At 42.4% G+C, this 26,259-nt stretch carries 18 protein-coding genes; 5 read left to right on the top strand and 13 right to left on the bottom strand.

Annotated features, from left to right (window positions below):
- Nucleotides 1-75: 75 nt before the first annotated feature.
- Together L990_RS11895 and L990_RS11900 are read left to right on the top strand one after the other, a co-directional pair.
- Nucleotides 76-3,453 (top strand): SusC/RagA family TonB-linked outer membrane protein, encoded by a 3,378-nt coding sequence (locus L990_RS11895; protein WP_047449471.1) that lies wholly within the window; start codon nucleotides 76-78, stop codon nucleotides 3,451-3,453.
- A 24-nt stretch (nucleotides 3,454-3,477) separates the two neighbouring features.
- Complete coding sequence (locus tag L990_RS11900; RefSeq protein WP_047449474.1) at nucleotides 3,478-5,358, top strand: SusD/RagB family nutrient-binding outer membrane lipoprotein; 1,881 nt, start codon at nucleotides 3,478-3,480, stop codon at nucleotides 5,356-5,358.
- 139 nt (nucleotides 5,359-5,497) lie between these two features.
- Here the strand turns inward: L990_RS11900 and L990_RS11905 are convergent, their stop codons facing one another.
- Nucleotides 5,498-6,454, bottom strand: coding sequence for a carboxypeptidase-like regulatory domain-containing protein (locus L990_RS11905; RefSeq protein WP_047449477.1), 957 nt, complete (start codon nucleotides 6,452-6,454; stop codon nucleotides 5,498-5,500).
- 794 nt (nucleotides 6,455-7,248) lie between these two features.
- Here L990_RS11905 and L990_RS11910 point away from each other — a divergent pair.
- Both L990_RS11910 and L990_RS11915 read left to right on the top strand, forming a co-directional pair.
- Complete coding sequence (locus L990_RS11910; RefSeq protein ID WP_047449479.1) at nucleotides 7,249-7,464, top strand: VF530 family DNA-binding protein; 216 nt, start codon at nucleotides 7,249-7,251, stop codon at nucleotides 7,462-7,464.
- Between the two features lie 170 nt (nucleotides 7,465-7,634).
- Nucleotides 7,635-10,901 carry a S41 family peptidase gene (locus tag L990_RS11915; protein ID WP_047449482.1) on the top strand — a complete coding sequence of 1,089 codons (3,267 nt, stop codon included), beginning with the start codon at nucleotides 7,635-7,637 and terminating at the stop codon, nucleotides 10,899-10,901.
- Between the two features lie 62 nt (nucleotides 10,902-10,963).
- Here the strand turns inward: L990_RS11915 and L990_RS11920 are convergent, their stop codons facing one another.
- Both L990_RS11920 and L990_RS11925 read right to left on the bottom strand, forming a co-directional pair.
- A complete protein-coding gene (locus L990_RS11920) occupies nucleotides 10,964-12,130 on the bottom strand; it encodes a sigma-54-dependent transcriptional regulator (RefSeq protein WP_047449485.1) in 1,167 nt (388 codons plus the stop codon).
- Nucleotides 12,131-12,136: 6 nt separating this feature from the next.
- Nucleotides 12,137-13,060 carry a hypothetical protein gene (locus L990_RS11925; RefSeq protein WP_047449489.1) on the bottom strand — a complete coding sequence of 308 codons (924 nt, stop codon included), beginning with the start codon at nucleotides 13,058-13,060 and terminating at the stop codon, nucleotides 12,137-12,139.
- A 445-nt stretch (nucleotides 13,061-13,505) separates the two neighbouring features.
- Here L990_RS11925 and L990_RS11930 point away from each other — a divergent pair, with 445 nt between their 5' ends.
- A complete protein-coding gene (locus L990_RS11930) occupies nucleotides 13,506-14,852 on the top strand; it encodes a sigma-54-dependent transcriptional regulator (protein WP_047449492.1) in 1,347 nt (448 codons plus the stop codon).
- Here the strand turns inward: L990_RS11930 and L990_RS11935 are convergent.
- The 10 genes from L990_RS11935 to L990_RS11980 form a co-directional block, all read right to left on the bottom strand.
- Entirely contained in the window at nucleotides 14,849-17,287 is a 2,439-nt protein-coding gene (locus L990_RS11935; RefSeq protein WP_047449495.1) for an ATP-binding protein, read from the bottom strand. The genes L990_RS11930 and L990_RS11935 overlap by 4 nt on opposite strands.
- A 54-nt stretch (nucleotides 17,288-17,341) precedes the next feature.
- Nucleotides 17,342-18,211, bottom strand: coding sequence for a hypothetical protein (locus L990_RS11940; RefSeq protein WP_052180959.1), 870 nt, complete (start codon nucleotides 18,209-18,211; stop codon nucleotides 17,342-17,344).
- Nucleotides 18,212-18,433: 222 nt separating this feature from the next.
- Nucleotides 18,434-19,786: an ABC transporter permease gene (locus L990_RS11945; protein ID WP_047449502.1), complete on the bottom strand. Its 1,353-nt coding sequence runs from the start codon at nucleotides 19,784-19,786 to the stop codon at nucleotides 18,434-18,436.
- 11 nt (nucleotides 19,787-19,797) lie between these two features.
- Nucleotides 19,798-20,745 carry an ABC transporter ATP-binding protein gene (locus L990_RS11950; RefSeq protein WP_047449505.1) on the bottom strand — a complete coding sequence of 316 codons (948 nt, stop codon included), beginning with the start codon at nucleotides 20,743-20,745 and terminating at the stop codon, nucleotides 19,798-19,800.
- 239 nt (nucleotides 20,746-20,984) lie between these two features.
- On the bottom strand, nucleotides 20,985-22,220 hold the full coding sequence (locus L990_RS11955; RefSeq protein ID WP_052180961.1) for an ABC transporter permease: 1,236 nt from the start codon (nucleotides 22,218-22,220) through the stop codon (nucleotides 20,985-20,987).
- Nucleotides 22,196-23,293 (bottom strand): glycosyltransferase, encoded by a 1,098-nt coding sequence (locus L990_RS11960; RefSeq protein ID WP_047449508.1) that lies wholly within the window; start codon nucleotides 23,291-23,293, stop codon nucleotides 22,196-22,198. Before L990_RS11960 ends, L990_RS11955 begins: the two co-directional genes overlap by 25 nt.
- Nucleotides 23,294-23,346: 53 nt before the next feature.
- Nucleotides 23,347-24,018, bottom strand: a complete 672-nt coding sequence (gene aat / locus L990_RS11965; RefSeq protein WP_197057278.1) for a leucyl/phenylalanyl-tRNA--protein transferase — start codon at nucleotides 24,016-24,018, stop codon at nucleotides 23,347-23,349.
- Nucleotides 24,019-24,079: 61 nt separating this feature from the next.
- Nucleotides 24,080-24,976 carry a DMT family transporter gene (locus L990_RS11970; RefSeq protein ID WP_047449513.1) on the bottom strand — a complete coding sequence of 299 codons (897 nt, stop codon included), beginning with the start codon at nucleotides 24,974-24,976 and terminating at the stop codon, nucleotides 24,080-24,082.
- A gap of 3 nt (nucleotides 24,977-24,979) precedes the next feature.
- Nucleotides 24,980-25,852 (bottom strand): diacylglycerol/lipid kinase family protein, encoded by an 873-nt coding sequence (locus L990_RS11975; protein ID WP_047449515.1) that lies wholly within the window; start codon nucleotides 25,850-25,852, stop codon nucleotides 24,980-24,982.
- 93 nt (nucleotides 25,853-25,945) lie between these two features.
- Nucleotides 25,946-26,259, bottom strand: a 314-nt coding sequence (locus L990_RS11980; protein WP_047449518.1) for a LysM peptidoglycan-binding domain-containing protein, incomplete at its 5' end; no start/stop codon positions are given.

Raw genomic sequence — 26,259 nt, forward strand, 5'->3', positions numbered from 1 at the left:
TAATCTAAACAGCTTTGCGTACAGCCACAGATGCGAAGTTTAACTCAACAGTGGCAAGCAGTTCTTACTATTTAAATGAACAAGCTTATGCGAAAGGTTTTTTTATTAACAGGGTTGTGCATCGCCTTACTTAGTAGCGCGGTTGCACAGAAGTCCATTACAGGTACAGTTAAGGATGCCGAGAATGGAACATCACTTCCAGGCGTAAATGTCTCGGTGAAAGAAAAAACTGGTGTAGGAGCCATTACAGACATTGATGGCAAGTTCAGCCTAAAACTTCCAGAAGGAGCGAAGACTTTAGTATTCTCATTTATTGGATATGAGTCGCAGCAGGTTGTTTTAGCGGGTAAAAATGTTTTTGACATACAGCTCAAGCCCGATGCAAAGAAACTGGATGAAGTTGTTGTAACGGCTCTAGGTATCAAAAGGCAGACGAAAGCCTTAGGTTATGCTGTTACGGAGCTGAAGGGCGATGACCTAAAGACGAACAGCATCAATCCTGTTTCATCACTTCAAGGTAAGGTTGCGGGTGTTGAGATTGCGAATTCTGATGGAGGTATGTTTGGTTCGACTAAAATACAGATTCGTGGAGCATCTACCTTAAAAGGGAACAACCAGCCTATTTATGTTGTGGATGGGATTATTTTGGATAACAATGTTTCGAACTCGGGCGATGCCGACTGGGATGGAAATTCGAATGATTTTGGGAATGAACTGAAGAATCTTAATCCAGATGATTTCGAGTCGGTTTCCGTGCTAAAAGGGGCTGCGGCGACTGCACTTTATGGGTCGAGAGGACTGAATGGTGCTGTTGTTATTACCACTAAAAATGGGAAAGCAAGGAAAGGGCTTGGTATAACATTAACGCAGACCTTTGGAATTGATCATGTGTTTGCGGCACCTGATATGCAAAATGAGTATGGTAATGGAAACTACTTCGGTAATGTTGGTTACGGGCAGAAAAATCCAGCAACAGGAGGTTACTATAAGTATGATAATGCGAACCAATTTTATTTGAATTCGAATAGCATTCCATCATTAAGAGCAGCTACAGCTTATGGTTCTTCAAATAGGCATTTTGGTCCAAGCTTTTCGAAATATAGTTCTACTATGATTGAAGATTATAATGGGACTATGATAAGGTATGCCCCTGTGAAGAATAACTATACAGATGCTTATAGTTTAGGATATAATACCAATACCAATCTAGCGATTACGGGAGGAAATGAGAGAACCGTGTTCTATACTTCGCTTTCGTATAAAAAAGCAACGGGAACACTTCCTCGAAATTCCTTTGAGCGGTTTGCATTGCTAACCAAAGCGTCACAAAAGATTAGCGACAAGGTAAAGGTTGAAGCATCAATATCATTTGCCAATTCTGTCCCTAAAAATCCGCAACCCAATATAGGGGACTATTTTTCGCAAGGCATTTTTGGACGAATGTATGATACCAAGCAATACATGAAAGATTACAAAGGGCTTCATGGTGGGCTTCCTAGTACTTCTTATAATGACCCTAATGGTTACAATCCAGGGACTGATCTTTGGTTTTCTATTTACGAGAATTCTAACGAACAAAAAGAGACGAATGTTAGGCCAACTTTATCGTTAGATGCAGAACTTTTGAACTGGTTGAAATTTAAAGTAGAAGGTAACTATAACTACTATTATATCAGGGGAGAAGGGAAGTATCTTGGAACAGGGTATGCAAACGATGGAGGTGCTTACTCTATACGCCAATATACAAAGGAACAGGCGAACCTTTATGCTACGTTTATGATGAATAAAACTTTTGGAGATTGGACTGTAGGCGGATTTTTGCGTGGTGAATTCTTTGATACCAAATCGCAGATATTAAGTGCTAGTACCATAGAAGGTCTAATAACACCAGGACAATATTTCTTGAAAAATGGCAAAAAGGGTATTGCAACTTCAGGTGGACCAGGAGAAACAAAGCGCATGATGTCGGTTGCTTTTCAGGCAAGCGCAAGTTGGCGTAATCAGATTTATGTAGACGTAACTGGACGTAATGACTGGTCGTCTGCTCTTGTGTATGCAGATCAAACCGGAAATTTCTCCTACTTCTATCCATCGGTAAATGGATCGTGGATTATAACTGAAAGCTTAAAATTGCCTGAATGGGTTTCTTTTGCCAAGGTTCGTGCATCATGGGCGCAGGTAGGGAACGATACCGAGCCATACAAGATTAACCAAGGTTATACCAATAATACTTGGCTTAAGGACGATTATTTTTATGGGTTGACTATTTCTAGCCTTGGTCTTCAACCGAATATAAAACCAGAGCGCAAGAATGCTTGGGAGGTGGGATTAGACTGGAGGTTCTTCTCTAACAGGCTAAATCTCGACGCAACCTACTATAAGGAGAATACTAAGAATCAGATTATGGAGGTTTCTGTTCCTTTTGTTTCTGGAGTTGATAAGATGCTGATTAATGCAGGGAATATTCAGAACTCGGGGGTAGAAATATCGCTCAATACTATACCCATAAAGACGAAGGATTGGGAGTGGAGCTTAGATTTTACCTATACTAAAAACAAGAATAAGGTTATTTCGCTTCATGAGTATGTTGCCGACTTTATTTCTCTGGATGGTTACACCAACTATGGTAACTACAGGGTTGGGTCAGTTGCAAAAGCGGGCGGTTCTTACGGGTTACTGATGTCGGATATTGCTCCTAAAAAAGACGCTAATGGGCGGACTGTATTTGAGTGGAGGGATGACTTTAGGGTTGCTTATCCAGCTCGAAGTGGTGTTGTCCAGGAAGTTGGAAAGCTTACGCCTGATTTTCTTGGTTCTGTGTCTACAGGCTTGAAGTGGAAAGATTTGAGTATGAGAATTGCGCTTGATGCCCGATTTGGAGGGTATATCGCTTCATTTGGTTCAAGATATTCCACCGCTTATGGAGTCTCAGAGTCGTCTCTTAAATGGAGAGATCCTTCTCATGGAGGTATGACCTTTACCAGTATTTGGGATGGAAAGGTTTATACAGACGGGATGATTCCAAATGGCGTATTTGCAGAAGGACAGGTAATAAAAATGCCTGATGGTTCGAGTAAGAACGTGGGAGGTATGACTTACGAAGAAGCATACAAGAAAGGTTTTGTAGATCCAGTACATGCTTCTGCCTATCACTATTGGAGTAATTCATGGAGTACAGGCACATTGAATGACAATTGGTATAAAAAGTTGAGCTACATAGCTCTGAGAGAGATTTCAGTCGGATATAATATGCCTGAGAGTATTTTTTCTAAAATTGGAGCAAAGAACATGAGTATAGCCTTTAGTGCTCGCAATCTTGGTTATTTGTATAATACAATGCCAAATAACGAAAATCCGGAATCAGTACGTGGTACGAAGTCTACTCAGTTCCGTGTGCGTAATTTTAGTCCATACACGGCGAATTACATGTTTACGCTTAACGTAGGATTCTAATACACCCTTAAATTTTGTATAGCAATGAGATGTAAAACAATAATAGTAGGAGTTGCCCTGTTGGGTGCTCTCTTCTCTGGATGTAAAGAGGACTTCTCTGATATAAATATTGATCCAGCAACAGTAACGAAAGGGAATGTTCCCGCTTTATTCACCAAAGGTTTACAAGAGTTTGAACCATCAGGGTACCTATTTTGGTTTTATAATGCAAGGTATACTCAACAGTGGTGTCAAGCATTTACACCGACAGGTGGGTTTGCTGATAACTTCAATAAGCAGGGAGAGGTTGGCGACCAAGGTTATCAAACTATAAAAGTATTGAAGTATTTTCGAGAGGTTTCATCTGTTATTTCAAAGATGGATCCTCAAGAGGCAAAGAAGTATGAAAGTGTGAAGAGCATGTTCTATCCTTTGCTAGTTTACCTCGGGATGTTTGATACAGATATGTATGGAGATATGCCTTACACGGAGGCATGTATGGCTAAGTACTCTAACCCTGTAATACTAGCACCCAAGTATGATACCATGGAGTCGTTATATGATCTATGGTTGTCGGAGTTGAATCTTGCACTTCAAGGTTTTAAAGCAACTAACCAGGTATCGTTAGGCAGTCAAGATTTTGTTTACAAAGGAGATGTTGCCAAATGGGCTAAGTTTGCTAACTCTTTGAAATTGAAGTTGGCCGTACGCTATTTGAGCGTGAATAAGCAGAAGGCTCTTGAAATAGCAGCGGAAGCGGTAAATAATAGCGCTGGATTGCTTAGTAGTCTAGATGATGATTTTGTGTACAATAGAGCTACAGGTATTGTGGGTGACGACAATGGCGATAATGCGTACCATTTTGGTAATAGCGTTTCATCTGGAGCCGGATCAAAACCAGTTGTAGACCTTCTCATAAAGAATAAAGATCCACGAGTAAGGTTTTTCTACAATAAGAACGATTTTAACTCGAAGGTTGTGCAAGGCTTTTTTGATGCTGGGACCCCTCTGCCATTTTATATTGAACAAAATGTAGAGTATACAACTGACGGGAATGGAAAGAAGACGTTCAAGAGTTGGAAAGGATTAGGCGAGCCTTGGGTTCGTTATTACGGTTTACCAACTGGGTATAACGCAGCGAATGATCCAGCGTATTTTGACTATTTTGACTTTACTAGATGGAAGATTTCGTTGAATGGATCGGAGAAAACCTATACGCCTTACGCTTCATTCCAAGAAGAAATGGTTAGAGGACGTGTAGAGTATACCTATCCAGATATCCCTGGATCATCTGTTGTTCAAGATAAGAATCCAACTCCTTGGTATGGGTTATTCCTATCGGCTGCTGAGGTGAACCTGTATTTGGCAGAGCTAAAGCTGTATGGAGCAACCCTTCCTCAGTCGGCGGAATACTACTATAACAAGGGTGTTGAGCTGTCGGTTAGGGCGTACGATAAGCTTGCCAACTTAAATAAGGTGCCTTACTACTTTACCACTTATGATCCAAAAGAGGAAGTTATTGCGCTGAAGAGTGGTGAGGTTGAGGCTATGATGCTAAATGCGGATTATAAGCTAACCGGGAGCACGCTTGAGCAGCTTGAAAAGGTATACATTCAAGAATACCTACATTTCATGTATCAGCCAGATGACCAGTTTGCAGCGGTACGCCGCTCTGGGGTTCCAAAGGTAGGCAGTACGATTCTGGCTTGGACCAATATTGCTCCACAGGGCAACAACTATGTTCCAAGACGATTTGATATTTCGAGTCCTAGTCCAACGGATTTAATGTTCAAGAATATTAAAGACGCAGCCGCACGACAAGGCTTTACGTTTGGAATTATAGAGAAGCCAAACCTGCTTAACTCGGAAAGAGTTTGGAGTGATAAATCTGCACCTAACTTTGGTGAAGGACCTAAGATTCAGTAGCTGTTAAAGCGATAGTATAAGCTAGTAGGCATGGATTCTTTCCATGCCTACTTTTTTGTTGTTTAGTTTGAAACTTGATGTTAAGGTATTACAGGAGGAGAATAAAAAAGGCTACCGATGCTGGTAGCCTTTGATGTATTTAAAGGGCTGGTTTAGCGAGCTGACTCTTGGTTAATTTTATCTCTACAACAACCTTATCGCCACTTGATATGGTGACTGTTTGCGTTACGGTTTCGTAACCTGGTTTTTCTATTATAATGATGTATGTTCCTTTAGGAAGATGCTTAATACGGATGGTTCCATTCTTAGCTATCCTTTTAACCAGCGGCTTTGAGGTGAGATCAGCCATGTTTACATTCTCTTTTGAAGCAGGTAGAATAGTTGCTGTTGCACCCTTTATGGCTTCGCCATTGTCGTCGCCTGTTATATTTATGGTAAGGGCTATCATACCTGCGGTAAGGTTGATAACCTTACGGGTATCCTTGTACTTACTGTAGAATTCGGGATGGGAAAACTTGATGACCTCTACTAGCGTATCCATATTTTCGAGCAGCACATCATTCTCTTTGGATAGCTGACTGAGCTGATCGGTTACTGCTTTAGATTCTGTTACCTGAGCTCTTGTAGAAGGGATTGCCTGACGAAACTGTTCGATGAGGGAGTAGAGGTTGGTGAGGTATTCGGAGGTGATGTCGTAGGTTTCTGCCCCTTGCTTATGTTCGGTAGCTTTGGCGTGGAGTATTAGCGCCATGTCGAGCAGCTTGGAGTCGGAGGCATTTAGCAATTCGGACTCTGTGACGTGAATTTCCTTGGAGAGAATTTTATTGTTGGTAACCATAGCATAGGCAGCAAGTTTGTTGCTAGTGTCTATGCTGCTTTTTGAGAGCTTATTGCGCAGCTCCTTTTTGCTATCCTTAACTCCGCTCCTGTTTACACGTTGCTTTCCTTTGTTGTTTCCTATACAGGCTAAGTTTTCTAAATATTTAACATAGTATTTTTTAAAGTTTGGAATCTTATCAATCGTTTCTTCGTTGTTGTTGACTAAATCGGACAGGCCAAGGCCCATGATGTACTTACCTTCTTGTTTTCGATTCATCTCCTTAATTTTTTTAGTGTGACTGACCATTATCAACCTCAAGTTAAGGCGGGTTGTATATTCGGCGCAATAGATTTTTGAAAATTTAACTTTGTGAATTATATTGGTGGGATGTAGCATTAATCTGCTGCGCCTGATGGCGTTGTAGTAGACGTATTGTTGGCGAATTAAAGGTTGCTTTTACCTATGATTGAGGCGGAAGGATGGGGTGTTATGCTTCGATCTTTATGCTTTAATATGCACTTCATGTAGTAAACGTAAAAAAGTGGATGTGTATTAATGTTTGTGCCAAAAATGGAGGGGGCGCTGCTTGATGTTAAGCTGCAAAACGGCTTTGTGTATTTTATAAGTAGATGTAACAGACGCGTTGAACGCTAAGATAGTTGGGCGAATAGCTAAAAGAATGGGCTTAAGCTAAGATGGAAATTGAGTGAATGCCTTTCGAACTTGGAGCAGTAGCAATCTAAATGGCGAAAGTGTCCATCAATTTATGGTTTGTTACTGTCTAACTGCTGTCAATAGTATTCGAGATGGTGACAATTAGCTTCAATTTAGAGTCAGATGCGTTCTATTAACATGCAGCGTTATCCTATTTGCGAGCAGCGGCGTTCGAGATGGAGGCAGAAGCATTCGAAGTGTTGGCTGTGAGGTTCGAAAGTTAGCATGTGGTGATCAATTTTAGGGTTGCGGGTGCTATGACGTCGTTAGCAGCGTTAGAGTATTGCGCTGAGGTACTAATGGAATGCTGAATTTGATTAAACACTTTAGTACCTTTGACAACAAAAATATTACCTATGGAACAAAAGAATAATCCGTTGCACGGGCTGACCTTAGAGGCTATTGTTACCGCATTGGTGGATAAATTTGGCTGGGAGGAGCTCTCGTTGCGGATTAACATAAACTGCTTTAAGAATGAGCCGAGCATAAAATCGAGCCTGAAGTTTTTGCGCCGCACACCTTGGGCAAGAGCTAAGGTTGAGGAGCTGTATATCCGTACTATAGGGCGGTAGCATTATGCTGCGGCTGCTCCGAGCTTGGAGCTAGTCGGGAGGTGTAGCGAGTAGGCGAGTAGCAGCCCCAATGTATTTATATCCGTAAATTTTGTTAAACGATACGGCTTTTTCGTACATTGGGAAATCTTTTACGTCATTAATCATATTAACTAAACAAGCTACTCGCTATGATTAAGAAACTATTGGTAGCAGCGTTTGTGGGGCTATCATTTGCAGCTTCGGCTACTGATGATGCGCGGCTTATGCGCTACCCGGACATAAACGGCAACTTGGCCGTTTTTGTGTATGCCGGAGACATTTGGTCGGTGAATGCTAACGGAGGAGACGAAAGACGCCTGACCTCTCATGAAGGATTGGAGCTGTTTCCAAAGATTTCTCCTGATGGACGATGGATTGCCTTTTCGGCAGAGTATTCTGGTAGCCGTCAGATTTGGGTAATGCCCGCAGAGGGTGGTGCTGCTAGGCAGCTTACCTTCTACAACTCGGTGGGAGTAATGCCCCCACGTGGAGGTTACGACAACGTGGTGCTGGGATGGACATCGGACAGCAAGCAGATTATGATAAGGGCAAACCGTACCCCGTTTGGAGACCGTAACGGGATGTACTACCTTGTTAGCATGGATGGTGGGTTGGAAAAACCGCTGCCAATAGTAAATGGTGGTTTTGCTGCGCTTTCGCCAGATGGGCAGCAGGTTTGCTTTACGCCTGTAGACAGGGAGTTTCGTACGTGGAAACGCTATAAAGGAGGGCGCGCAACCGAACTCTGGAATTACAATTTGGCCAACAACACCTCGGAGCAGCTTACCCATTTTGCAGGTTCAGATCAGTGGCCAATATGGATGGGGAGCGACATCTTCTTTGCTTCGGACAGGGATTTACGCCTAAACATATACCGCTATAATACCCAAACAAAAAAGGAAGAGCAGCTAACCTTTCATAAGGATTTTGATGTGATGTGGCCTTCGGGTAAGAATGGCTGGATAGTATACGAGAATGGAGGACGGCTATTTAAGCTGAATACCAGCACGGGTAAGGAGGAGAAGCTTACGGTAAATATCAGCTTCGATAATCCAAACTTACTTCCATACTATAAGAACGTTAAGGATGATATACATAGCTACGCCATCTCCCCATCGGGAAAACGTGCGCTATTTGATGCAAGAGGGGATATTTTTTCGGTTCCAGCAGAAAATGGGATTGTTGAAAATCTAACACAAACGCGTGATGCACGCGAAATTTATCCTTCGTGGTCGCCCAACGGTAAGTACATTTCGTACTATTCGGATGCAAGCGGCGAGTATGAGGTATATCTCCTAGAAAATAAGAAGGGCGCTAAGCCTAGGCAGCTAACTACCAACTCCAAATCGTGGAAGTATGAGGCGGAGTGGTCGCCCAATAGCCAATACCTTGTGTACAGCGATAGAACCCTTAACTTGTGGCTTTTGAACGTTGAATCGGGTAAGCAGGTGGCTATTGATCATGCAACGATGAACGAAATTAGGTCGTTTGCTTTTTCGCCAGATAGCCGCTGGATAACCTATACTAAGGAGGCTAGCAACGGTCAGTCGTCCATTTGGGTGTACAACGTAGAATCGGGCAAATCTACCCAGCTGTTGAATTCGGTTTACGATAACGATCAGCCGGTATTTAGTCGCGATGGTAAGTTTATCTTCTTTGTATCCAACCGTGATTTCAACCTTGCCTTTTCTAGCTTCGAGTTTGACTACATCTACAATAATGCGGCTAAAATATATGCGGTTTCGTTGAGGAATGACGGTTCTTCGCTCGTTAAGGTGAAGAATGACGTAGAGCCTATAGAGGTAAAGTCTGCTGATGAGGCAAAGAAACCTACCAAAGGAAAGGCCCCAGAGGCTGCTAAGCCAGAGACTAAAAACAATGTTGAGATTGATTTTGATGGTATTGATGGTAGGGTGATGGCTCTTCCGTTAAATGCAGGAGGCTACTCGATTGTAGGAGCTAACGAGGATGGAGTTCTATACTCTTCGAAGGGTAAGCTGATGTGCTACAATATAGCCAACGAAAAGGCCGAAGAGATAATGGATGGTGCCTCGAATGTTGTTCTTAGTGCCAATGGTAAGTCGTTTATTTACCAATCGCAGGACAACTACAGTATAGCCAAAGTTGGTGTTGGACAGAAAGCGGGTGCCGGAATGCTGAATTTGGATAAGCTGGAGATGAAGATTTATCCGCAGCAGGAGTGGAATCAGATTTATACTGATGGCTGGCGTATTTTCCGCGATTTCTTTTACGTGAACAATATGCACGGAGTAGACTGGGCTAAGGTTAAGCAGCAGTACGGAGAGCTGCTTCCCTACGTTCCTTCTCGCTTTGACCTAGACTACCTGCTTAACGAGGTTGTTTCGGAGGCCAATGCAGGGCACTCGTATGTAGATTGGGGAGATATTAAGCGCGTGAAGCGTGTGGAAACAGGACTGCTAGGAGCACAGCTGGTTGCTGATAACGCTGCAGGACGATATAAGATAGCAAAGATATACAAGGGAGAGAACTGGAATCCAGAACTACGCTCGCCGTTAACAGAGCAGGGGATTAACGTAAAGGAGGGAGATTACATTCTAAGCATTGACGGGCACGATGTAACCCTAAAGGATAATCCTTATGAGTTTCTAGAAAATAAGGCAAATGTACAGGTAGAGCTGGAAGTTAGCGCTGCAGGTAACGGAGCCAACGCACGTACTTATACCGTAAAACCGATAGATAGCGAGCTTGAGCTGATGCATCTAAGCTGGGTGAACGAGCGCAGGGCAATGGTTGATAAGCTTTCGGGAGGACGTATTGGCTACATTTATCTACCTAATACGGCCGTAGAGGGCAACCGTGAGCTATTTAAAGGAATGTATGCTTATCACGATAAGGAGGCGCTGATTATTGACGACCGCTATAACGGTGGTGGATTTATTCCTGATCGTATGATTAACCTGCTAAATCGTCGTACGCTAGTTTACTGGCATCGTAATGGTTTGCTGCCAACCAAGTCGCCAGCAATTGCGCATGATGGGCCTAAGGCAATGCTTATTAATGGCTACTCTTCGTCGGGTGGAGATGCGCTACCTTACTTCTTCCGCAAAACTGGTCAAGGTAAGCTTATCGGAACCCGCACCTGGGGTGGGTTGGTAGGTATTAGCGGAAATGCACGCCTAGTTGATGGCGGCTATATTTCTGTGCCCCGTTTTGGAGTCTTTAATGAGAATAGCGAATGGATAGTTGAGGGTGTTGGCGTTTCGCCAGACTACGAGGTGGTTGATAGGCCAGAGGAGATGGTGAAAGGCGAGGATGCCTGCATCCAAAAGGCAGTAGAGACCCTTCTAAAGGAGCTGCAGGAGAAGCCTGTGAAGAAGGTTGTTCCGCCAGCAGCACCAGATCGTAGTAAGTGGATAGAGGCTGGCGCTAAATAGCGACATAATATGAAATAAAAAAGGCTCGGATGATCTCCGAGCCTTTTTTATGGTGCTTTTGCTTAGTTCATTTGGGGAGATGCGTACATTTTTACATCATCTGCCTTAATTTCCTTGCCGCTTAATATCATCAAGCGTTCGATTACATTTCTAAATTCGCGGACATTTCCTGTCCATTTCAGCTTCTGTAGCTCGGCAATAGCCTCGGTTGATATTTTGGGGCGTGGCATGCTGTATTCGGTGCTGATTAAATCGAGAAAATGTTCGGCCAGCAATGGAATATCTTCGAGGCGATCGACCAAGGAGGGGACGTGAATGAGGATAACACTTAGACGGTGGTATAAGTCCTCCCTAAAGGTGCCTTTGGCAATCTCCTCTAAAAGATTTTTGTTGGTTGCCGCTACCACGCGGACGTTTACGTTGATATCCTTGTCGCCACCTACACGGCTAACCTTGTTTTCCTGAAGTGCTCTGAGCACCTTAGCCTGTGCAGATAGGCTCATATCGCCGATTTCATCGAGGAAGAGCGTTCCGCCATCAGCCTGTTCGAATTTTCCCTTTCGCTGCTTTACTGCGGAGGTGAAAGCGCCTTTTTCGTGGCCGAACAGCTCGCTTTCGATAAGTTCTGAGGGGATTGCAGCGCAGTTTACCTCTACAAAAGAACTTGCTGCTCTTTGGCTTTTCTCGTGTAACCAGCGTGCTACGAGCTCTTTACCTGTTCCGTTTGATCCGGTGATCATTACGCGTGCTTCTGTTGGAGCAACCTTGTCGATTACCTCTTTAACCCGTTTGATAGCATCCGATTCGCCTACGATATCGAAGGTTTTATTAACCTTGCTTTTCAACTTTTTTGTCTCCTGCACAAGGCTGGTCTTGTCAGTTGCGTTACGAAGCGTGATAAGGATACGGTTAAGATCGAGAGGTTTGGCAATGAAGTCGTACGCGCCTTTTTTTATTGCCTCCACGGCTGTTTCTATAGTACCATGACCCGATATCATAATGATAGGAACCTCTGGGGCAGCCTCCTGAAGCTTATCCAAGACCTCCATTCCGTCCATTTCTGGCATCTTTATATCAAGAAAGACAATGTCAATACCTCCTTTTGCAAACAGCTCAATACCTTGAGGTCCATTCTCGGCAAGAAGCACATCGTAACCCTCTAGACCTAGTATATCCTTTAAGGTATTTCGGATTGCCTTCTCGTCATCTATAACAAGTACCTTTCCCATGATCTTCTAGTTTATTTGGTTGGCTAGCATTTCCACAATTGCACCCTCTTTAAGCGCAAAATTCGACTGCAAAATTTGTCGTATGCCAGTTCTGTTAAGCACTAAGTTAGTCAAAATAGAGGCTAAAACAATCATTTCGGCTCGTAATTCGTCCATTCCCTTCATTTGTAGGCGCTGCTGAAGCGAGCTATCTAGCAGCAGCTGATGTAAGTCGAGATACTCCTCTATGGTAAATTCTCTTGCATGCTGAAGGTTATCTTTCCCGTAGTAAAGAACATTTCGGTAGGTATCAAACGAGCCACTTGAACCTATAAGAGCGGTTGGTTTATGTAACACCACGGCATTCCATAGTAGGGACAGGTTATCGGTAAGGTAGCTTTCGATTGCTGCGATTTCTGTTTTTGATATTGGATCGGAAGGGGAGAACCGATCGAGCAAACGGGACATGCCCAGCGGAAAACTTTGCTTCCAGTAGATTTTTTGGCTATCGCATATAATAAACTCGTTGCTTCCACCGCCTATATCCATAATTAGCGCCTTCTGATCGGCCAAATGCATGGATGCATTCACTCCTTTGTAGATTAGTTCGGCCTCCCGGTTGCCGTCAATAATCTCTACATCGATGCCGTATTGCGTCCGTATTTCGTGAACGAAGTTGTGCCCGTTTTGAGCGCTTCGAATGGCAGATGTTGCAAAAGCCTTAATGTTGCTTGTTTCCACCTCGTGCATTCTTGTGGATTCGAGGTGGGTTTGGATGGCTTTTAGTCCACGGGAATAGGCCGAATCGTTAATCAAACCCTTGTTGATGCCCCCTTTGCCTAGCATTACCCCCAGCTTATTTTGGAAAACAACCGTGAAATTGTTGGCACAAGCATCGGCTATTAGCAGGTTAAAGGTGTTTGTACCCATATCAATAACAGCAATCCGCATACACTTTTTTTGTTTAAAAATACAACTTTAACGGAATACAAGCTGCAATCAAAAATATTAGTGAAGATTTGGTATTTATTTCTACAATTTTCTACATTTACCGAGAACAATGTGTAGAATGAAATCTACAAGTGTTAAAAATAGAGTAGGAAGACGTATTTCATTTAGTACTGATTGTATGAACGTTGTATGAATGGTTGACGGAATACGTAGAGTTGGCATAATATTTTCTATAAGATATATAGACAAGGCTTAGAGTCGTTTTGTTCTATCAAGACAAAATTTGTTATAAGAAAGAGAAGAAAGGTTTAGAGAAGGGGTCGCCGCGAGGTCATCCCTTTCTTTTTGTTTCTTTAATTTGCATGCTATTATGTAAAATAGTGTATGATGCAGTCGTAAAACTTAAAAAATAGATTAACTTCGAACTTATTATTGCCATTAAAAGATGCCCAACATACTTGTAATAGATGACGATGCATCATTCTGCCTGATGCTCAAATCTTTCTTTAACAAAAATGGTCTTAATGCCACCGTTGCGTTTAACCTGAGAGATGGTATAAAGGCGACGAGTGAAACGCATTTTGATATCATACTAACCGATTACCGCTTGCCAGATGGCAACGGGATAGAGCTGTTGAATTCGGTTAAACGCCACTCTCAGGAAACGGTGGTTATTTTGATGACAGGCTACGCAGACATTAAGATTGCAGTAAATGCCGTTAAGATGGGGGCGTTTGAGTATGTAGCCAAGCCAATAAATCCAGATGAAATACTGCACATTATAAAGAGTGGGCTTGCGAGCGTTGCAAAAAATAGTGGAAACGCATCGAAAGCTAGCGGTCCTGAGTATATTGAAGGAAAGTGCGAGGCAGCCCTAAAGATGCAGGAGTATATCAACCTGGTGGGACCGACGGAAATGTCTGTACTTATACTAGGAGAGAGTGGTACCGGAAAGGAGTATGCTGCAAGAAGGATACATCAGTTTAGCAAAAGGAAGGATGCCAAGTTTGTAGCCGTAGACTGTGGCGCGCTACCTAAAGACATTGCGGGGAGCGAGCTGTTTGGCCACGTTAAAGGTTCGTTTACGGGAGCTGTTAACGATAAAATTGGCCATTTTGAAGAGGCTAATGGAGGAACCATTTTCCTTGACGAGATAGGGAACCTTTCGTACGATGTTCAGGTAAACCTTTTACGAGCGATACAGGAGCGAAAGATTCGTCGGGTAGGTTCGACAAAGGAGACGAGCATCGATGTGAGAATTCTGGCTGCTACTAACGAAGATCTGAAGAGTGCCATTAAAAATGGGGACTTTAGAGAGGATTTGTACCATAGGCTAAACGAGTTTAGTATTGGATTACCTCCGTTAAGAGAGCGTAAGGAAGACCTTCTGGATTTTGCGTACTACTTTAAGGATAAGGCTTCGCAGGAGTTTGCAAAGCAAAACGTAGAATTTGACCAGAATGTGCTTAACGTGTTTCAGAGCTACGAGTGGCCGGGAAACATTAGAGAAATGAAGAACGTTGTAAGACGAGCAGTGCTGCTGGCTACCAATAATCTGGTAACTACGAGCTGCCTTCCGGATGAGATGCTGGAGACATCGTTTATTCCTGCTGTTGCTCAAGATGAGAATGCGGCGGTAGATCTTAAAAGCGTGAAGGAGAAGTCGGAGCAGGAGCTGATAATAAGCACAATAATAAAGGCAAAGTATAACAAATCCCAAGCAGCTAAGCTACTCGGGATTGATCGTAAAACGCTTTACAATAAGCTTAAGCAATACGGTATTGATATTTAGAGGTTTTCCTCTAAATATCTTTTTACATTTATCCAAAGCGTCTGGAGTGCAGCAATTTCCTGTTGGACATCTTTAAGTTGTACTCCATTTCTACACTTCTCTATTTCGCGTAAGTATTCGACCCCTTTAGCAATTCCAAACTGGCGGAAACCTGTTAGCAGCTTATGTGCTCTATCAGCCAAGTCCTTTTCGTTCCCATCCCTATTGTGCTGAATGATATATTCGATAGATTCGTCGGCGGAGGCAACAAACGTGGCTACAATTAGCATCAGGTCTTCCTTGCTATCGCCAACAAAATCCGTAACCTTAGATATGTCGCATAGTGGCTCTATAGGTGCCATTGTTGTATCCTTTAGTTGAATAATGTTGGAGATTGCGGTTAGAATTTCTGCTTCGGAGAAAGGCTTTTGGAGAATTCCGTTAGCTCCCACTTCCTTCATCTCCTGAACCATTGAGTGACTCATGTCTGCAGAAAGGAATAGAATTTTTGCGGACGGATTATTTTTACGAATTGCTTTAACAGCGTCGATCCCGCTCATTCCTGGCATGTGCAAATCTGTAATTATTAAGCCATAGTCTTCTTTTGTAGATTTCTCGATACCCTCCATACCGCTGCTAGCTTCGTCGAATTCGATACTGTTTGCGGCTAGTATTTTACCAATAAGTAGGCGGACAAAATTATCGTCGTCAATAAAGAGCACCTTTGAGGCTAACCTAGGGATACTTACAGGGCTGTTAGCAGGTAAAATTTCTTCGCCTTTTATGGTTTCGATAGGGAATTCAACGGTGAAAGTACTGCCCACATTTTCGGTAGAGGTAACGCTAATATTGCCACCCATTTGCTGCACCAGCTTGCGGCTTATGCTTAGGCCAAGTCCTGTTCCACCAAATTGGCGAGCAACGGAACCGTCGGCTTGAGTAAACTCATCAAAAATTTTGGTTAATGCGGTCTCCGGGATTCCTATACCCGTATCGGCAACTTCTAGAAGCAGATGTCCATTTCGTTCTTTGGCGCTAACAACAACCTCACCTTCGTGTGTAAACTTAATGGCGTTGCTAACGAGGTTTAGCAAAACCTGCTTTAGTCTTAGCCTGTCTAACTTTATAGATCGTAACGAGGTGGAAATGTCGAGTCGGAGATGGATGCTTTTCTCTTTTGCTTTTACGCTCATCTCTGCCGCTATTTCTTTTAAAAAGCCTTCGAGGAAGAAGGATGTAAGCTCGAACTCTACGTTGTTGGACTCAACTTTGGAGTAGTCGAGTATTTCGTTTACGATGGCGTGCAGGTGTTTTGCAGATGTGTTTATGGCGAGAGTGTCCTCTTCGGAGTATTTTTGTCTTTTAAGAAGAAGATCGGAGAAACCGATGATTGCAGAAAGGGGAGTTCGAATTTCGTGGCTCATATTGGCCAGAAAGCGCTCTTTTACTTTTAGCAGATCTTGAATTTTGATGTTAGAATCTTCGAGCTGCTTCTGCATTTGTGTGCTTTTCTTTATATCCCTAAATATGGAGTAAAGAAAAATGAGTATGATAAAAAGGAATGAGAAGCCTAAAAAGAATATTCGGTTGGTATAGTCTTCTGCATCCTTGTCGAATTGGCTTAGCTGTTTTTGGTTGATCTTTATTTCCTCGTCATTGAGCTTTGTCATCTGAAAGAGCATCCGATCTGTTAGGATCTTATCCTTTTTCATAAGTTCAACCTCCTTTTCATTCATGAGCTTTGCAAGGGTTGCCTCCCTGCGTTGCATATCGTTGATGCTCTTCCTTAAATCGGAGATGGAGCTGTCCTTTCTTTTTTGCTTAAAGGAGGCGGAGTCTATCTTTCGCTGCAAGCCAAGGTTTGACTGCATGCTTACGGCAGGCTTTTCGTCCTTAAATAGGGCTTTTAAGCGTTCGAAAAAAGTTCTTTTGCGGGCTGGTGCTTCTGTTGCTGCAGAGGCGTTTGATGAAGAGTATACCTTCTGCTTCATCTCTATCTCTACGCTATCGGGTCTGCTTTTAAAAAGAATGGCGTAGTCTTCTCTAGTAATCTTTGACTTTTTGAGATTTATGAGGTCGGTGATTACTTTGTTCTTCTGAGTCTGTAAAACGAGAATGTTTACCAACTGGAGCTGCTGTTCGGCATTGTAGGATATATTTCTGAGCTCTTTTAAGTTGGTTGAGATTTGTTGGTTTTGATTTTCGTAGTAGGCAAGGTAGGAGGGATCGCCTGTGGCCGAGTATAGGCGAGCGTTAGATTCCGATTCGTATATCTTTATTAAGGTTTGGTTGATGAGAGTTAGTTTGTGGGTGGATGCAGGCGCATTTCCCAGTATTTCGGAAATGTTTAAAACTCCAAGATAGCTGTAAAAAAAGGCCGAAATGCCCAGTGCCATAAGAACAAAAAAAGAGATAAACACCTTTTGGCGAATACTCTTAAACGGAATCTTAACCATGTCCTAGTAATGCTTTAATGTAAGGAGTCGGTTGCCCGACTCCTTGAGAAATATCTACTTCTTATAGGTAATAACCAAGTATTTGGATGACTGCCAGAATTTTTTGGCGTTGGTGATTTCTATGCTTTTGCAGAAATTGTTGTCATCGACATTTAACTTGTAAGAGTCGGAAGGATGGGTGCTAAGAATCTTTACCTTTTTATGGTTGATTTCCATCCCTTCGAAGGTGCGGATGTCTATTTTGGTAAAGCTGGTTAAGTCTACATTCGAGTTAACAGTAGAAGTTTTTCCAATACCAATAAATCCTCCGCTACGGTTGATCACGCCCTTCTCTGCGAGCTCTTTCTGCGACCCAATGATGAAGTACCCAGTGTTTAGCTCCACCGTTTTTGCTTCGACGTTTTCTTCAAGCTTCTTTTTGCTGGCTGATAGCGTGTCGACGCGTGTGTTTAAATCGGCAAGCTGGAAGTTAAGCTTAACAAGCTGCTCCTTTAAGGAGGCTATTTCAGCATCTTTTTGGCCAATTTGCTGGTTTAGCTGTTCTATAAGCTTCTCTAGCGCGTCAATCTTAATGTTGGCAGCCTTTAACCTCTTAGATGTTCCTTGAAGGTTGGCAATGGTACGCCTGTTTTGCTCAAGCAGCTCGTTGATTTGGGCGATATCATCCTTGATACGATCCTTAACATCCTTGCTTAGCTCACCTTGCTTGGCTGTAACGTTAATAATATTTTGCTTCTGCTTTACAGCATCAAGGTTCTCCTCAATTTCACTTAAAGAGAGAAAGATATTATTAAGCGTGGTGTCTTTCACATTTACTAGTTCAGAAAGACGAAGGTTCTCCTGCTTAAGCTTTTCAGTCTCCTGTTTGTTTCCGCACGATGTTGCAAAAACGATTACCACGATTGCAATTAAAAACTTCTTCATAATGCAAGTTCAATTTTTGGTTTACTAATGTAGAACAAATTACAATCCATTTTGCTATGCCAAAAGTGAGAAAATATTGAATGCTTTGAAAATCAGGATTAGATATGCTTTAAAAATTTAAGAGAGATCTGGATGATTGTGGAAAAACATCTACAATTATCCACAACTAAAAAAGAGGGCAACCACAAAGGAGCCCTCTTTTTCTTGTTTTTGTTTAGATATCTATGAATGCCTTATCCACTTAATCATTTCCTTGAAGGAGGTTTTCTTTCCGTACATCAAAATGCCGGTGCGATATATTTTGGATGATAGCCAGATGGTACCAAATATGGTGGCGTACAGAATTACGATGGACATGATGATCTCCCAAGTAGGGATCTCGAACGGAATACGTGCCATCATTACAATTGGCGATGTGAATGGGATGATCGAGAACCAGAACGAGATGGGACTGTTGGGGTTCTGGAATGTGTGCATCATAACCATTAAGGCCAGTATGATAGGAATCGTAATGGGGAGCATAAACTGCTGGGTTTCGGTCTCGTTATCGACAGCTGAACCGACCGCTGCAAAAAGCGAGGAGTAAAGTAGGTATCCCCCAATAAAAAATATAATAAAGTAGATGATGATTGGGACGATTCGTTCAGAAATAGAGGAGAAAATTTTAGCTGTATCTCCATACTCCTCCTGAATTTTAGCCATGTCGGCAGGATTTACCTGTGCTGCACCAGGACTACTCATTACAGAGGTAACTTCCGTTTTTTGACCTAACTTTTTAGCGTAAGAATCAGCCATGTAACTTTGGACTCCAATAAATATTCCGATAGAAAGGATGATCCAGATTAGGAATTGAACTAGGCCAACGGCAGCTACTCCAATAATTTTGCCCATCATAAGCTGGATTGGTTTAACAGAGGAGATGATAACCTCGACAACGCGGTTGGATTTCTCTTCTATCACACCTCTCATAACCTGACTTCCGAAGATAAATATGAACAGGTACATCATAAAGCCAAATACGTAGGCAATTCCCATAATCACAACCGTGTTCGTTTGCTTTTCGTTGCCGTTTTCGTCGAGTTTTATGGTGGTTAGGTTTACTTTAGATTTGATCTTTTCCAGAAGCACATCAATGTTTTGAATGTTGAAGGTTTTCATTTTCTCTCCTTTGATGATATCCTCCATGCTCGATTCGATCTTGCTGCTCGTTTCTATGCTAACATCCTCGTTGGAGTAGATTTTAGCACCTTTGGGGTTGTTGATAATGGTTGGATCTATCAGCAAAATGGCATTTACCCCTTTGGCCTCCATGTTTGCCTTGTATTCGGCAAAGTCGTCGGCGGTAATGTACTCGTAGTTGATGTTGTCGGTGTTTTGCAGCTTGTTTACAAACATCTTGGTATTATCGACTACCGCTATTTTTTTTACGGTGGTATCTCCCATTGATGCAAGTAGTCCGGGTACGATCATGATTGCTCCCATTAGGAGGGGAGTCAAAATGGTCATGATGATGAAGCTTTTTTTCTTTACCCTAGATAAAAACTCTCTTCTTATAATTATGAAAATCTTATTCATGTTCGGATGGTTTATTCGGTGAAGTGGGATGCCTGTATTGTTTCTCCGTCGCCCTGTACAACCTTGATAAAGATATCGTTCATGCTTGGGATGATTTTCTGGAAGTTTATGACCTCAACGTGGGGAAGTACCGCCTGTATGAGTGGATTTCCTGATTGGTCGGGTTGAAGTTTCACGCGAACTTTTGTCATTCCGTTGTTGTCGTCTTCACCAACAATTTCATAGCTGTTGTCGAGCACATTATTGAGAAGGCTTGCTTGGCCCTTGTACTCGATTTGGTAGATATTATCGCCGTAGCTGTGGCGTATTTCGTTAATATCGCCGCTGAGTACGTTCTTTGACTTGTTAATCAAGGTGATGTTATCGCAGAGCTCCTCTACTGACGACATGTTGTGGGTGGAAAAGATGATGGTATGTCCCTTTTTCTTGAATGCAAGTATCTCCTCCTTTAGTAAGTTTGCGTTTATAGGGTCAAAACCGCTAAAGGGCTCGTCAAAAATCATCAGTTCTGGTTCGTGCAGCACGGTGGTGATGAACTGTACCTTTTGGGCCATCCCTTTGGAAAGTTCTTCCACCTTTTTGTCCCACCAAGCCTGTATTTCGAATCGGATGAACCACTGCTTTAGCCTTCGTAAGGCTTCGGAGTGGGATAGCCCTTTTAGTTGGGCAAAATACATGGCCTGTTCTCCAACCTTCATTTTTTTGTATAGGCCGCGCTCTTCGGGTAGGTAGCCGATGTACTGCACGTCGCTGGCCTGCATGGGGCGATCTTTAAAGTAGACAACACCTTTGTCGGGCATCGTAATTTGGTTAATGATGCGGATGAGGGTTGTTTTTCCAGCTCCGTTTGGACCTAGTAATCCGTAAACTTTTCCTTCAGGTACCTCTATGCTAACGTTATCAAGAGCGAGGTGGTTTGCATACCTCTTCTCTACATTTTCTGCTTTAAATATTCCCATATACATATAATGTTTGGCACTCAAACTTAATAAATTTAACGATTTGTCAAGGGTGTTTCTGAAATTTTTGGCGGATTGATATGTAAATGGAGGAATCCTTTAAATCCGTTGTTACGAGGTGTTCCCCAATGCCACAACAGGCAATTTAAAAAATCACCAGAACTATCTTTTTTTAGAAATGGATGCGTTGGGCTGTGCGTCCCTATTTTTTGTTTGATTGGTAGTCGTATAAAATGCAGCTATTTAAGTGTACTTCCCTTGTTTACATCAAACGCTTCCCTAAGACCATCGCCTAAAAGAGTAAATGCAAGTACCATGAGCATGATGGCGAAACCTGGGATAAAAGCTAGATAGGATGCATCTAAGATGATGTAGGCGTAGCTGTCCTTAAGCATTGCACCCCACGAAGGGGTTGGTGGCTGTATTCCCACCCCGAGAAAACTTAATCCCGACTCAACCAGAATGGCTGAAGCAAAGTTTGCTGCCGAGATGACGATGATTGGTCCCATAACGTTGGGGAGGATGTGACGCATGATGATGCGGGTATTGCCAAACCCTAACGCTCGAGCAGCATCAACGTACTCCTTTTCGCGAATACTCAACACCTGACCACGGACGATACGTGCCACTTCTACCCACATAGTAAGACCTACAGCGATGAATATTTGCCAAAATCCTTTCCCCAAGACGAGAGTTACGGCAATAACCATTAGTAGCGTAGGTACGCTCCATATTACGTTGATAAACCACATGGTGACATTATCGATCCAACCTCTAAAATAGCCGGCCATTGCACCAAGCGTTATTCCTATAATTAGGGAGATGAGAACTGCTATAATGCCCACAGAGAGAGACACCCGAGCACCAACAATCATGCGGCTAAGCAGGTCGCGCCCGTAACGGTCTGTTCCGAATAGGTAGGTTTTTTTTCTGATGTTTTTCTTCAAAACTTCCTGTTCTAGCGTTACATTGTCAACCTTAAGCTTTGTCCCATTGGTAGTGGTGAACTTGGAGTGGCCATTCGCAATTACAATTTTATCCGCATTTTCTATTGGGTAAACGATTGCGGCCAACGGAATAACGTGCTCTACGGCTTCTTCATTCGAGTAGGAGCAAAATTCTTTGGCTACTATTTTCCCATCTTTGATGTGATATTGGCTAATCGCAATTTCCTTGTAAGGAGATTCTTCTCCTGTTAATATTTTTTTGAGGAATCCAACTTTTTCTACTTGATTAGGCTTTTTAACGAGCAGCATGGTAACTGAAAAGCCTGGTTTTTGTAGGGCTATCTCAAGATGCTGGCTGTTGGAGTTTGGTGTGGAGTCTGGGGAGACGAGGTAACCTAGCATTGAAATGAAGGTAATTATGGCTATAAACCATAGCGAAACCATTGCCCATCTATCCTTTTTCAGCTTTCGCCACGATTGAGCCCATGGCGACTGGCTTTCTATTACCTGTAGCTCCTTTCTTTCCATACAAATTTTCGTCTGATACTTGCTAAGGCTGTAAAGGTAATGTAGAAAGGGTAAACGAGTGCAGTGGGAATGAAATATTTTCCCCATTGATTTACGTTGTTCACCTTAAAATGCACGGAAAGAAGTCCATATTCGATGGTTGCTTTTAGTCCATACAGGGCGATAAAGCGGGGAAGTAGGCTGCTATCTTCGATGCACCAAAAACCGAGACATAGTAGCGATAGGTTTGCTGTGAGAACAATAAATGCGACTACCTTAGAGGTATTGTCTGTGTAAAAAGGTGTTTTTGATCCCCAGCGAATTCGTCTGTGAATGAGATCTGACAAGTTTTTGTCGGGGGCTGTTGTTACGCAACTCTCTTCTCCGAATGCAAAGTATATGTTTCGTCCGTTTTGTTTAGCGTAATGAAGCAGAAAGACATCGTCACCCGAAGGAGTAGAGTTGGTGTGCAGGTTGGCCGCAAGGTAAAGTTCCTTTCTGAATGCCATATTTGCGCCATTGCAGTACATGGGCATCCCTATTCCTGCTGCGCCAATCCCCGAAGCAACTAGCCCCCCAAATTCAATAGCAGCCATATTTTCGAAAAAGTTTGCTGGAGAGTAAGTAACGGGGCCACAAACAAGGTCGACATGATTGCCTATAAGGTTGCTTATTTGTTTAAGCCATTCTTTAGGCAAACAACAGTCAGCGTCGGTAACTGCAATAATAGTTCCTTGTGCTGCATGTACTCCTGTGTGTAAGGCTGCTTTTTTGCCAAATTCAACATTATCGAGCGATAGAACTTTTAGGTTGGGGAGTTCTTCTTGTGCTTTTTGGAGGAGGATAAGCGTTTTGTCACCGGAGTGATCGTTTACAGCAATCACCTCGAAATCTTCTTTTGGGTAGTTCAGATTTTTTAGTGCGGCTACGAGTTGTGCTATGTTTGGTGCTTCATTCCTAAAGCAGACAACGATTGATATAAATAAATTGTTGCTGGAAGGGATTGGTTTTCTTTCAATAACTCGGTAGTAACCAATGGTAAATGCGGCTAATATCCCCAAATAAGTTAGCAGTATAAGTATTATAAGAGCCATTTGGTTGGTTTTTCCTAAAGGTAGCTATTATAAAGTTACGGTGTAGCCGATTTTTAAAAATCGAAGTCGGTTCTGAATTTATCGGTCCAAGGTTCTTTCTTTGCAGGGCCGATATTGGATTTTAGCTGCGATAAAAATTCTATTCTTGGGATCTCTTGAGCGCCTAAACTTAGAAGGTGATCGGAGTATATCTGACAATCTATCATTGCAAAATTCTGCTCTTGTAGGTTCTTTCCGAGCATGATGAAGCCGTACTTGGATGCATTGCTTGCTTTAGCAAACATCGATTCTCCGAAGAAACATTTCCCCAAGCAACCTCCATAAAGTCCTCCAACAAGGTTGTTTTCTGCATCCCACACTTCCACCGAGTGCATGAAGCCAATCTCATGTAGTTCCACGCATGTGGCTATCATTTCTTCTGAAATCCATGTGTTGTAGGGATCGTCTTGACCCGATCGTGCTGTTTCGCCGCAGCCTCTAACGACCTGTTCGAAGGACGTGTCAAAGGTTACCTTGTATTTTTTTGCTCTTAACAGCTGGCGCATGCTTTTTGAGATTTTAAGATCGGACGGATAGAGCACGAATCGGGGATCTGGGCAGTACCATACAGGAATATCTGAAGGGTCGTACCATGGAAAAATACCTTCCGAGTAGGCAACAAGCATGCGTTCGGGCGATATATCTCCGCCAACGGCAATCATTCCATCTTCCTCTGCGTCTTCCACTGGGGGGAAATTGAGGTATTCGTTATCTAGAATATAAACAGGCATGTCAATTCAAACAGTGTTACGCATTAATGCTTTCAGTCTTGGATTTCAGGGTTATCTGAGAAACGTAAAGCCCAGCCAAAGTTACAGCAATTCCAATTAAGTTGGTTGTGCTAAATTTGTCGTTCAGCAAATAGTAGGCTGCTATTGCAGTAAAAACAGGAATAAGGTTTAAAAATACGTTGAGCTTTGCGATTGAAAGGTGTTTCATCGTATAGGCATAAAGCACAAAAGCGATGGTAGATGCAAATATGGTTAACTTGAAAATGGGCAGCAGTGCTTCGTAGGAAAACATTACAGGCGTTATTCTATCTGTAATTAGAAATACGGGGATAATCATTATTGCTCCGAGCAAATTTTGGTATGCTACAATGCTAAATGAGTTGTAGCGCTGTGTCATCTTTTTTAAGCCAATAGCATAGCCAATAGCTGCAATTACAGCGCCAAACATTAGCAATATTCCCATAAAGGAACCTTGTGCATGATTTCCAGTTTGATAGGCTACCAAGGTTACTCCAATTACAGAAAGGAGTATTCCTAGCGTATTTTGCATGCTAATTTTTTCTTTAAAGAAAAGGAATGCGCCAATTGGTGTAAACAAAGGAATCGTTGCAATAATAACTGCCGCTAGCGTAGAGGAAACCATGGTAAGCCCATTTGCTTCGCATAGGCTGTAGATGAATGGCTCGAATAGAGTCATTATAAATAACGGCTTGAAATCTTTAAGTCTAAACTTTTGCAGCTGCCGTAAGGCCGTACCTACAACAAGGAGAATTATTGATGATATGGTTAAGCGAAATGTAATAATTCCAACAGGGCTGAAGTATTGTAGTGCTGTTTTATACCAGATAAAGGATAGACTCCAAAAAATAACTGCAACAACAATTGCAGCGTACACAAGAAACTTAGTGTTCATAACTTAGAAAACAACTTTGAGGCTTGCTGGTAATATTCTTAAATCTAGATGGGCTCCCATTCTTCCTGGCTCTCCGTCATAGTGGATGTAATCTTCTGCAATTCTATCTATTTGAATGCTTTTCCCTTTAAAATATTCAACATATCGGCTTGACTCAAGTTCTTTCAGAAACATTTTAGCGGCAAAGAAGGGGCCTGCAATTACAGGGATCTCCGAAACAATGGCAACATCGAGAATTCCATCTTGTAGCTGAGCTTGCGGTGCTATGAAGGCGTTGTTCCCATACTGGGAGGCATTGGCAATGGTAATTAAAAATGCTTCGCGTGTATATTCAATCCCATCGACGGTAATTTTATAGGTTTGAGGCTTGTATCTAATGAATTCTTTAGTTGCAATGGTAGCGTATGTGCTAAAACCTCGGCTTTTTGATTCGGCAAACTTATTTCCAATTAGGGCATCAAATCCGACTCCTGCGGTACAAAAGAATGGCTTGTTGTTGATAAATGCAGTATCAATTGCTTCTGATTGATTCGATAGTGCTAGCTTTACTGCTTTTTCGGCTGATAATGGGATTAAGAGGTGCCGGGCAAGCCCATTTCCTGAGCCTTGAGGGATAATTGCAAGCTCGGCTGTAGAATTTATAAGCTCTTTTCCAACTTCATTTATAGTTCCGTCTCCTCCAACGGCAACAATTCTGTTGTAGCCTTTATTAACTAGTTCTTGTGTTAGTATTGCCGCATGGTTGGCATACTCTGTAAAGTAAATATCTGCGCTTACATTCAGAGATTCTGCTGTTTCTTTGATAAGGGCAGGGAGATAATTTTTATTCTTGGCTCCCGATATTGGGTTTATTATAAACGCTACTTTTAGCTCCACCTGTAACTGATTTTATTGGGCGCTAAATTAGCATTCATTTCTGATATATGCAGTTTGTTGGCTGAAAATAAAAAAGCGGGGAATCCCCGCTTTTTAGTTTATTGTAATTTTTAATTTTTGTCCGACTTTCAATCCTCTGTTCGATTCAATGTTGTTTTCGGTTTGGATATCTTTGGCCGAAACACCTTCGTATTTTTGAGCTATTTTCCAAAGACTATCATTCTTTTTTACAGTGTAGAAAACAACTTTTCCATTTTCTTTAGTTTCTTGTGCTGGCTCCACTTTGTGGGCAACCGTGGTTGCACTTTGGTCTAAAGCCTTTACCGTTTCAATTTTTACAGAATCGGCAGGAACTTTTTTATTGGCATTTTGTGCTATTGCAGAGTTGGGCTTGCTACTCGCTGCTA

This window comes from Alistipes sp. ZOR0009 (assembly GCF_000798815.1).
GTDB lineage: Bacteria > Bacteroidota > Bacteroidia > Bacteroidales > ZOR0009 > Acetobacteroides.

Coding starts and splice junctions, on each gene's coding strand:
- L990_RS11895 (WP_047449471.1), top strand. CDS start 76: ATGAACAAGCTTATGCGAAAGGTTTTTTTATTAACAGGGTTGTGCATC.
- L990_RS11900 (WP_047449474.1), top strand. CDS start 3,478: ATGAGATGTAAAACAATAATAGTAGGAGTTGCCCTGTTGGGTGCTCTC.
- L990_RS11905 (WP_047449477.1), bottom strand. CDS start 6,454: ATGAATCGAAAACAAGAAGGTAAGTACATCATGGGCCTTGGCCTGTCC.
- L990_RS11910 (WP_047449479.1), top strand. CDS start 7,249: ATGGAACAAAAGAATAATCCGTTGCACGGGCTGACCTTAGAGGCTATT.
- L990_RS11915 (WP_047449482.1), top strand. CDS start 7,635: ATGATTAAGAAACTATTGGTAGCAGCGTTTGTGGGGCTATCATTTGCA.
- L990_RS11920 (WP_047449485.1), bottom strand. CDS start 12,130: ATGGGAAAGGTACTTGTTATAGATGACGAGAAGGCAATCCGAAATACC.
- L990_RS11925 (WP_047449489.1), bottom strand. CDS start 13,060: ATGCGGATTGCTGTTATTGATATGGGTACAAACACCTTTAACCTGCTA.
- L990_RS11930 (WP_047449492.1), top strand. CDS start 13,506: ATGCCCAACATACTTGTAATAGATGACGATGCATCATTCTGCCTGATG.
- L990_RS11935 (WP_047449495.1), bottom strand. CDS start 17,287: ATGGTTAAGATTCCGTTTAAGAGTATTCGCCAAAAGGTGTTTATCTCT.
- L990_RS11940 (WP_052180959.1), bottom strand. CDS start 18,211: ATGAAGAAGTTTTTAATTGCAATCGTGGTAATCGTTTTTGCAACATCG.
- L990_RS11945 (WP_047449502.1), bottom strand. CDS start 19,786: ATGAATAAGATTTTCATAATTATAAGAAGAGAGTTTTTATCTAGGGTA.
- L990_RS11950 (WP_047449505.1), bottom strand. CDS start 20,745: ATGGGAATATTTAAAGCAGAAAATGTAGAGAAGAGGTATGCAAACCAC.
- L990_RS11955 (WP_052180961.1), bottom strand. CDS start 22,220: ATGGAAAGAAAGGAGCTACAGGTAATAGAAAGCCAGTCGCCATGGGCT.
- L990_RS11960 (WP_047449508.1), bottom strand. CDS start 23,293: ATGGCTCTTATAATACTTATACTGCTAACTTATTTGGGGATATTAGCC.
- L990_RS11970 (WP_047449513.1), bottom strand. CDS start 24,976: ATGAACACTAAGTTTCTTGTGTACGCTGCAATTGTTGTTGCAGTTATT.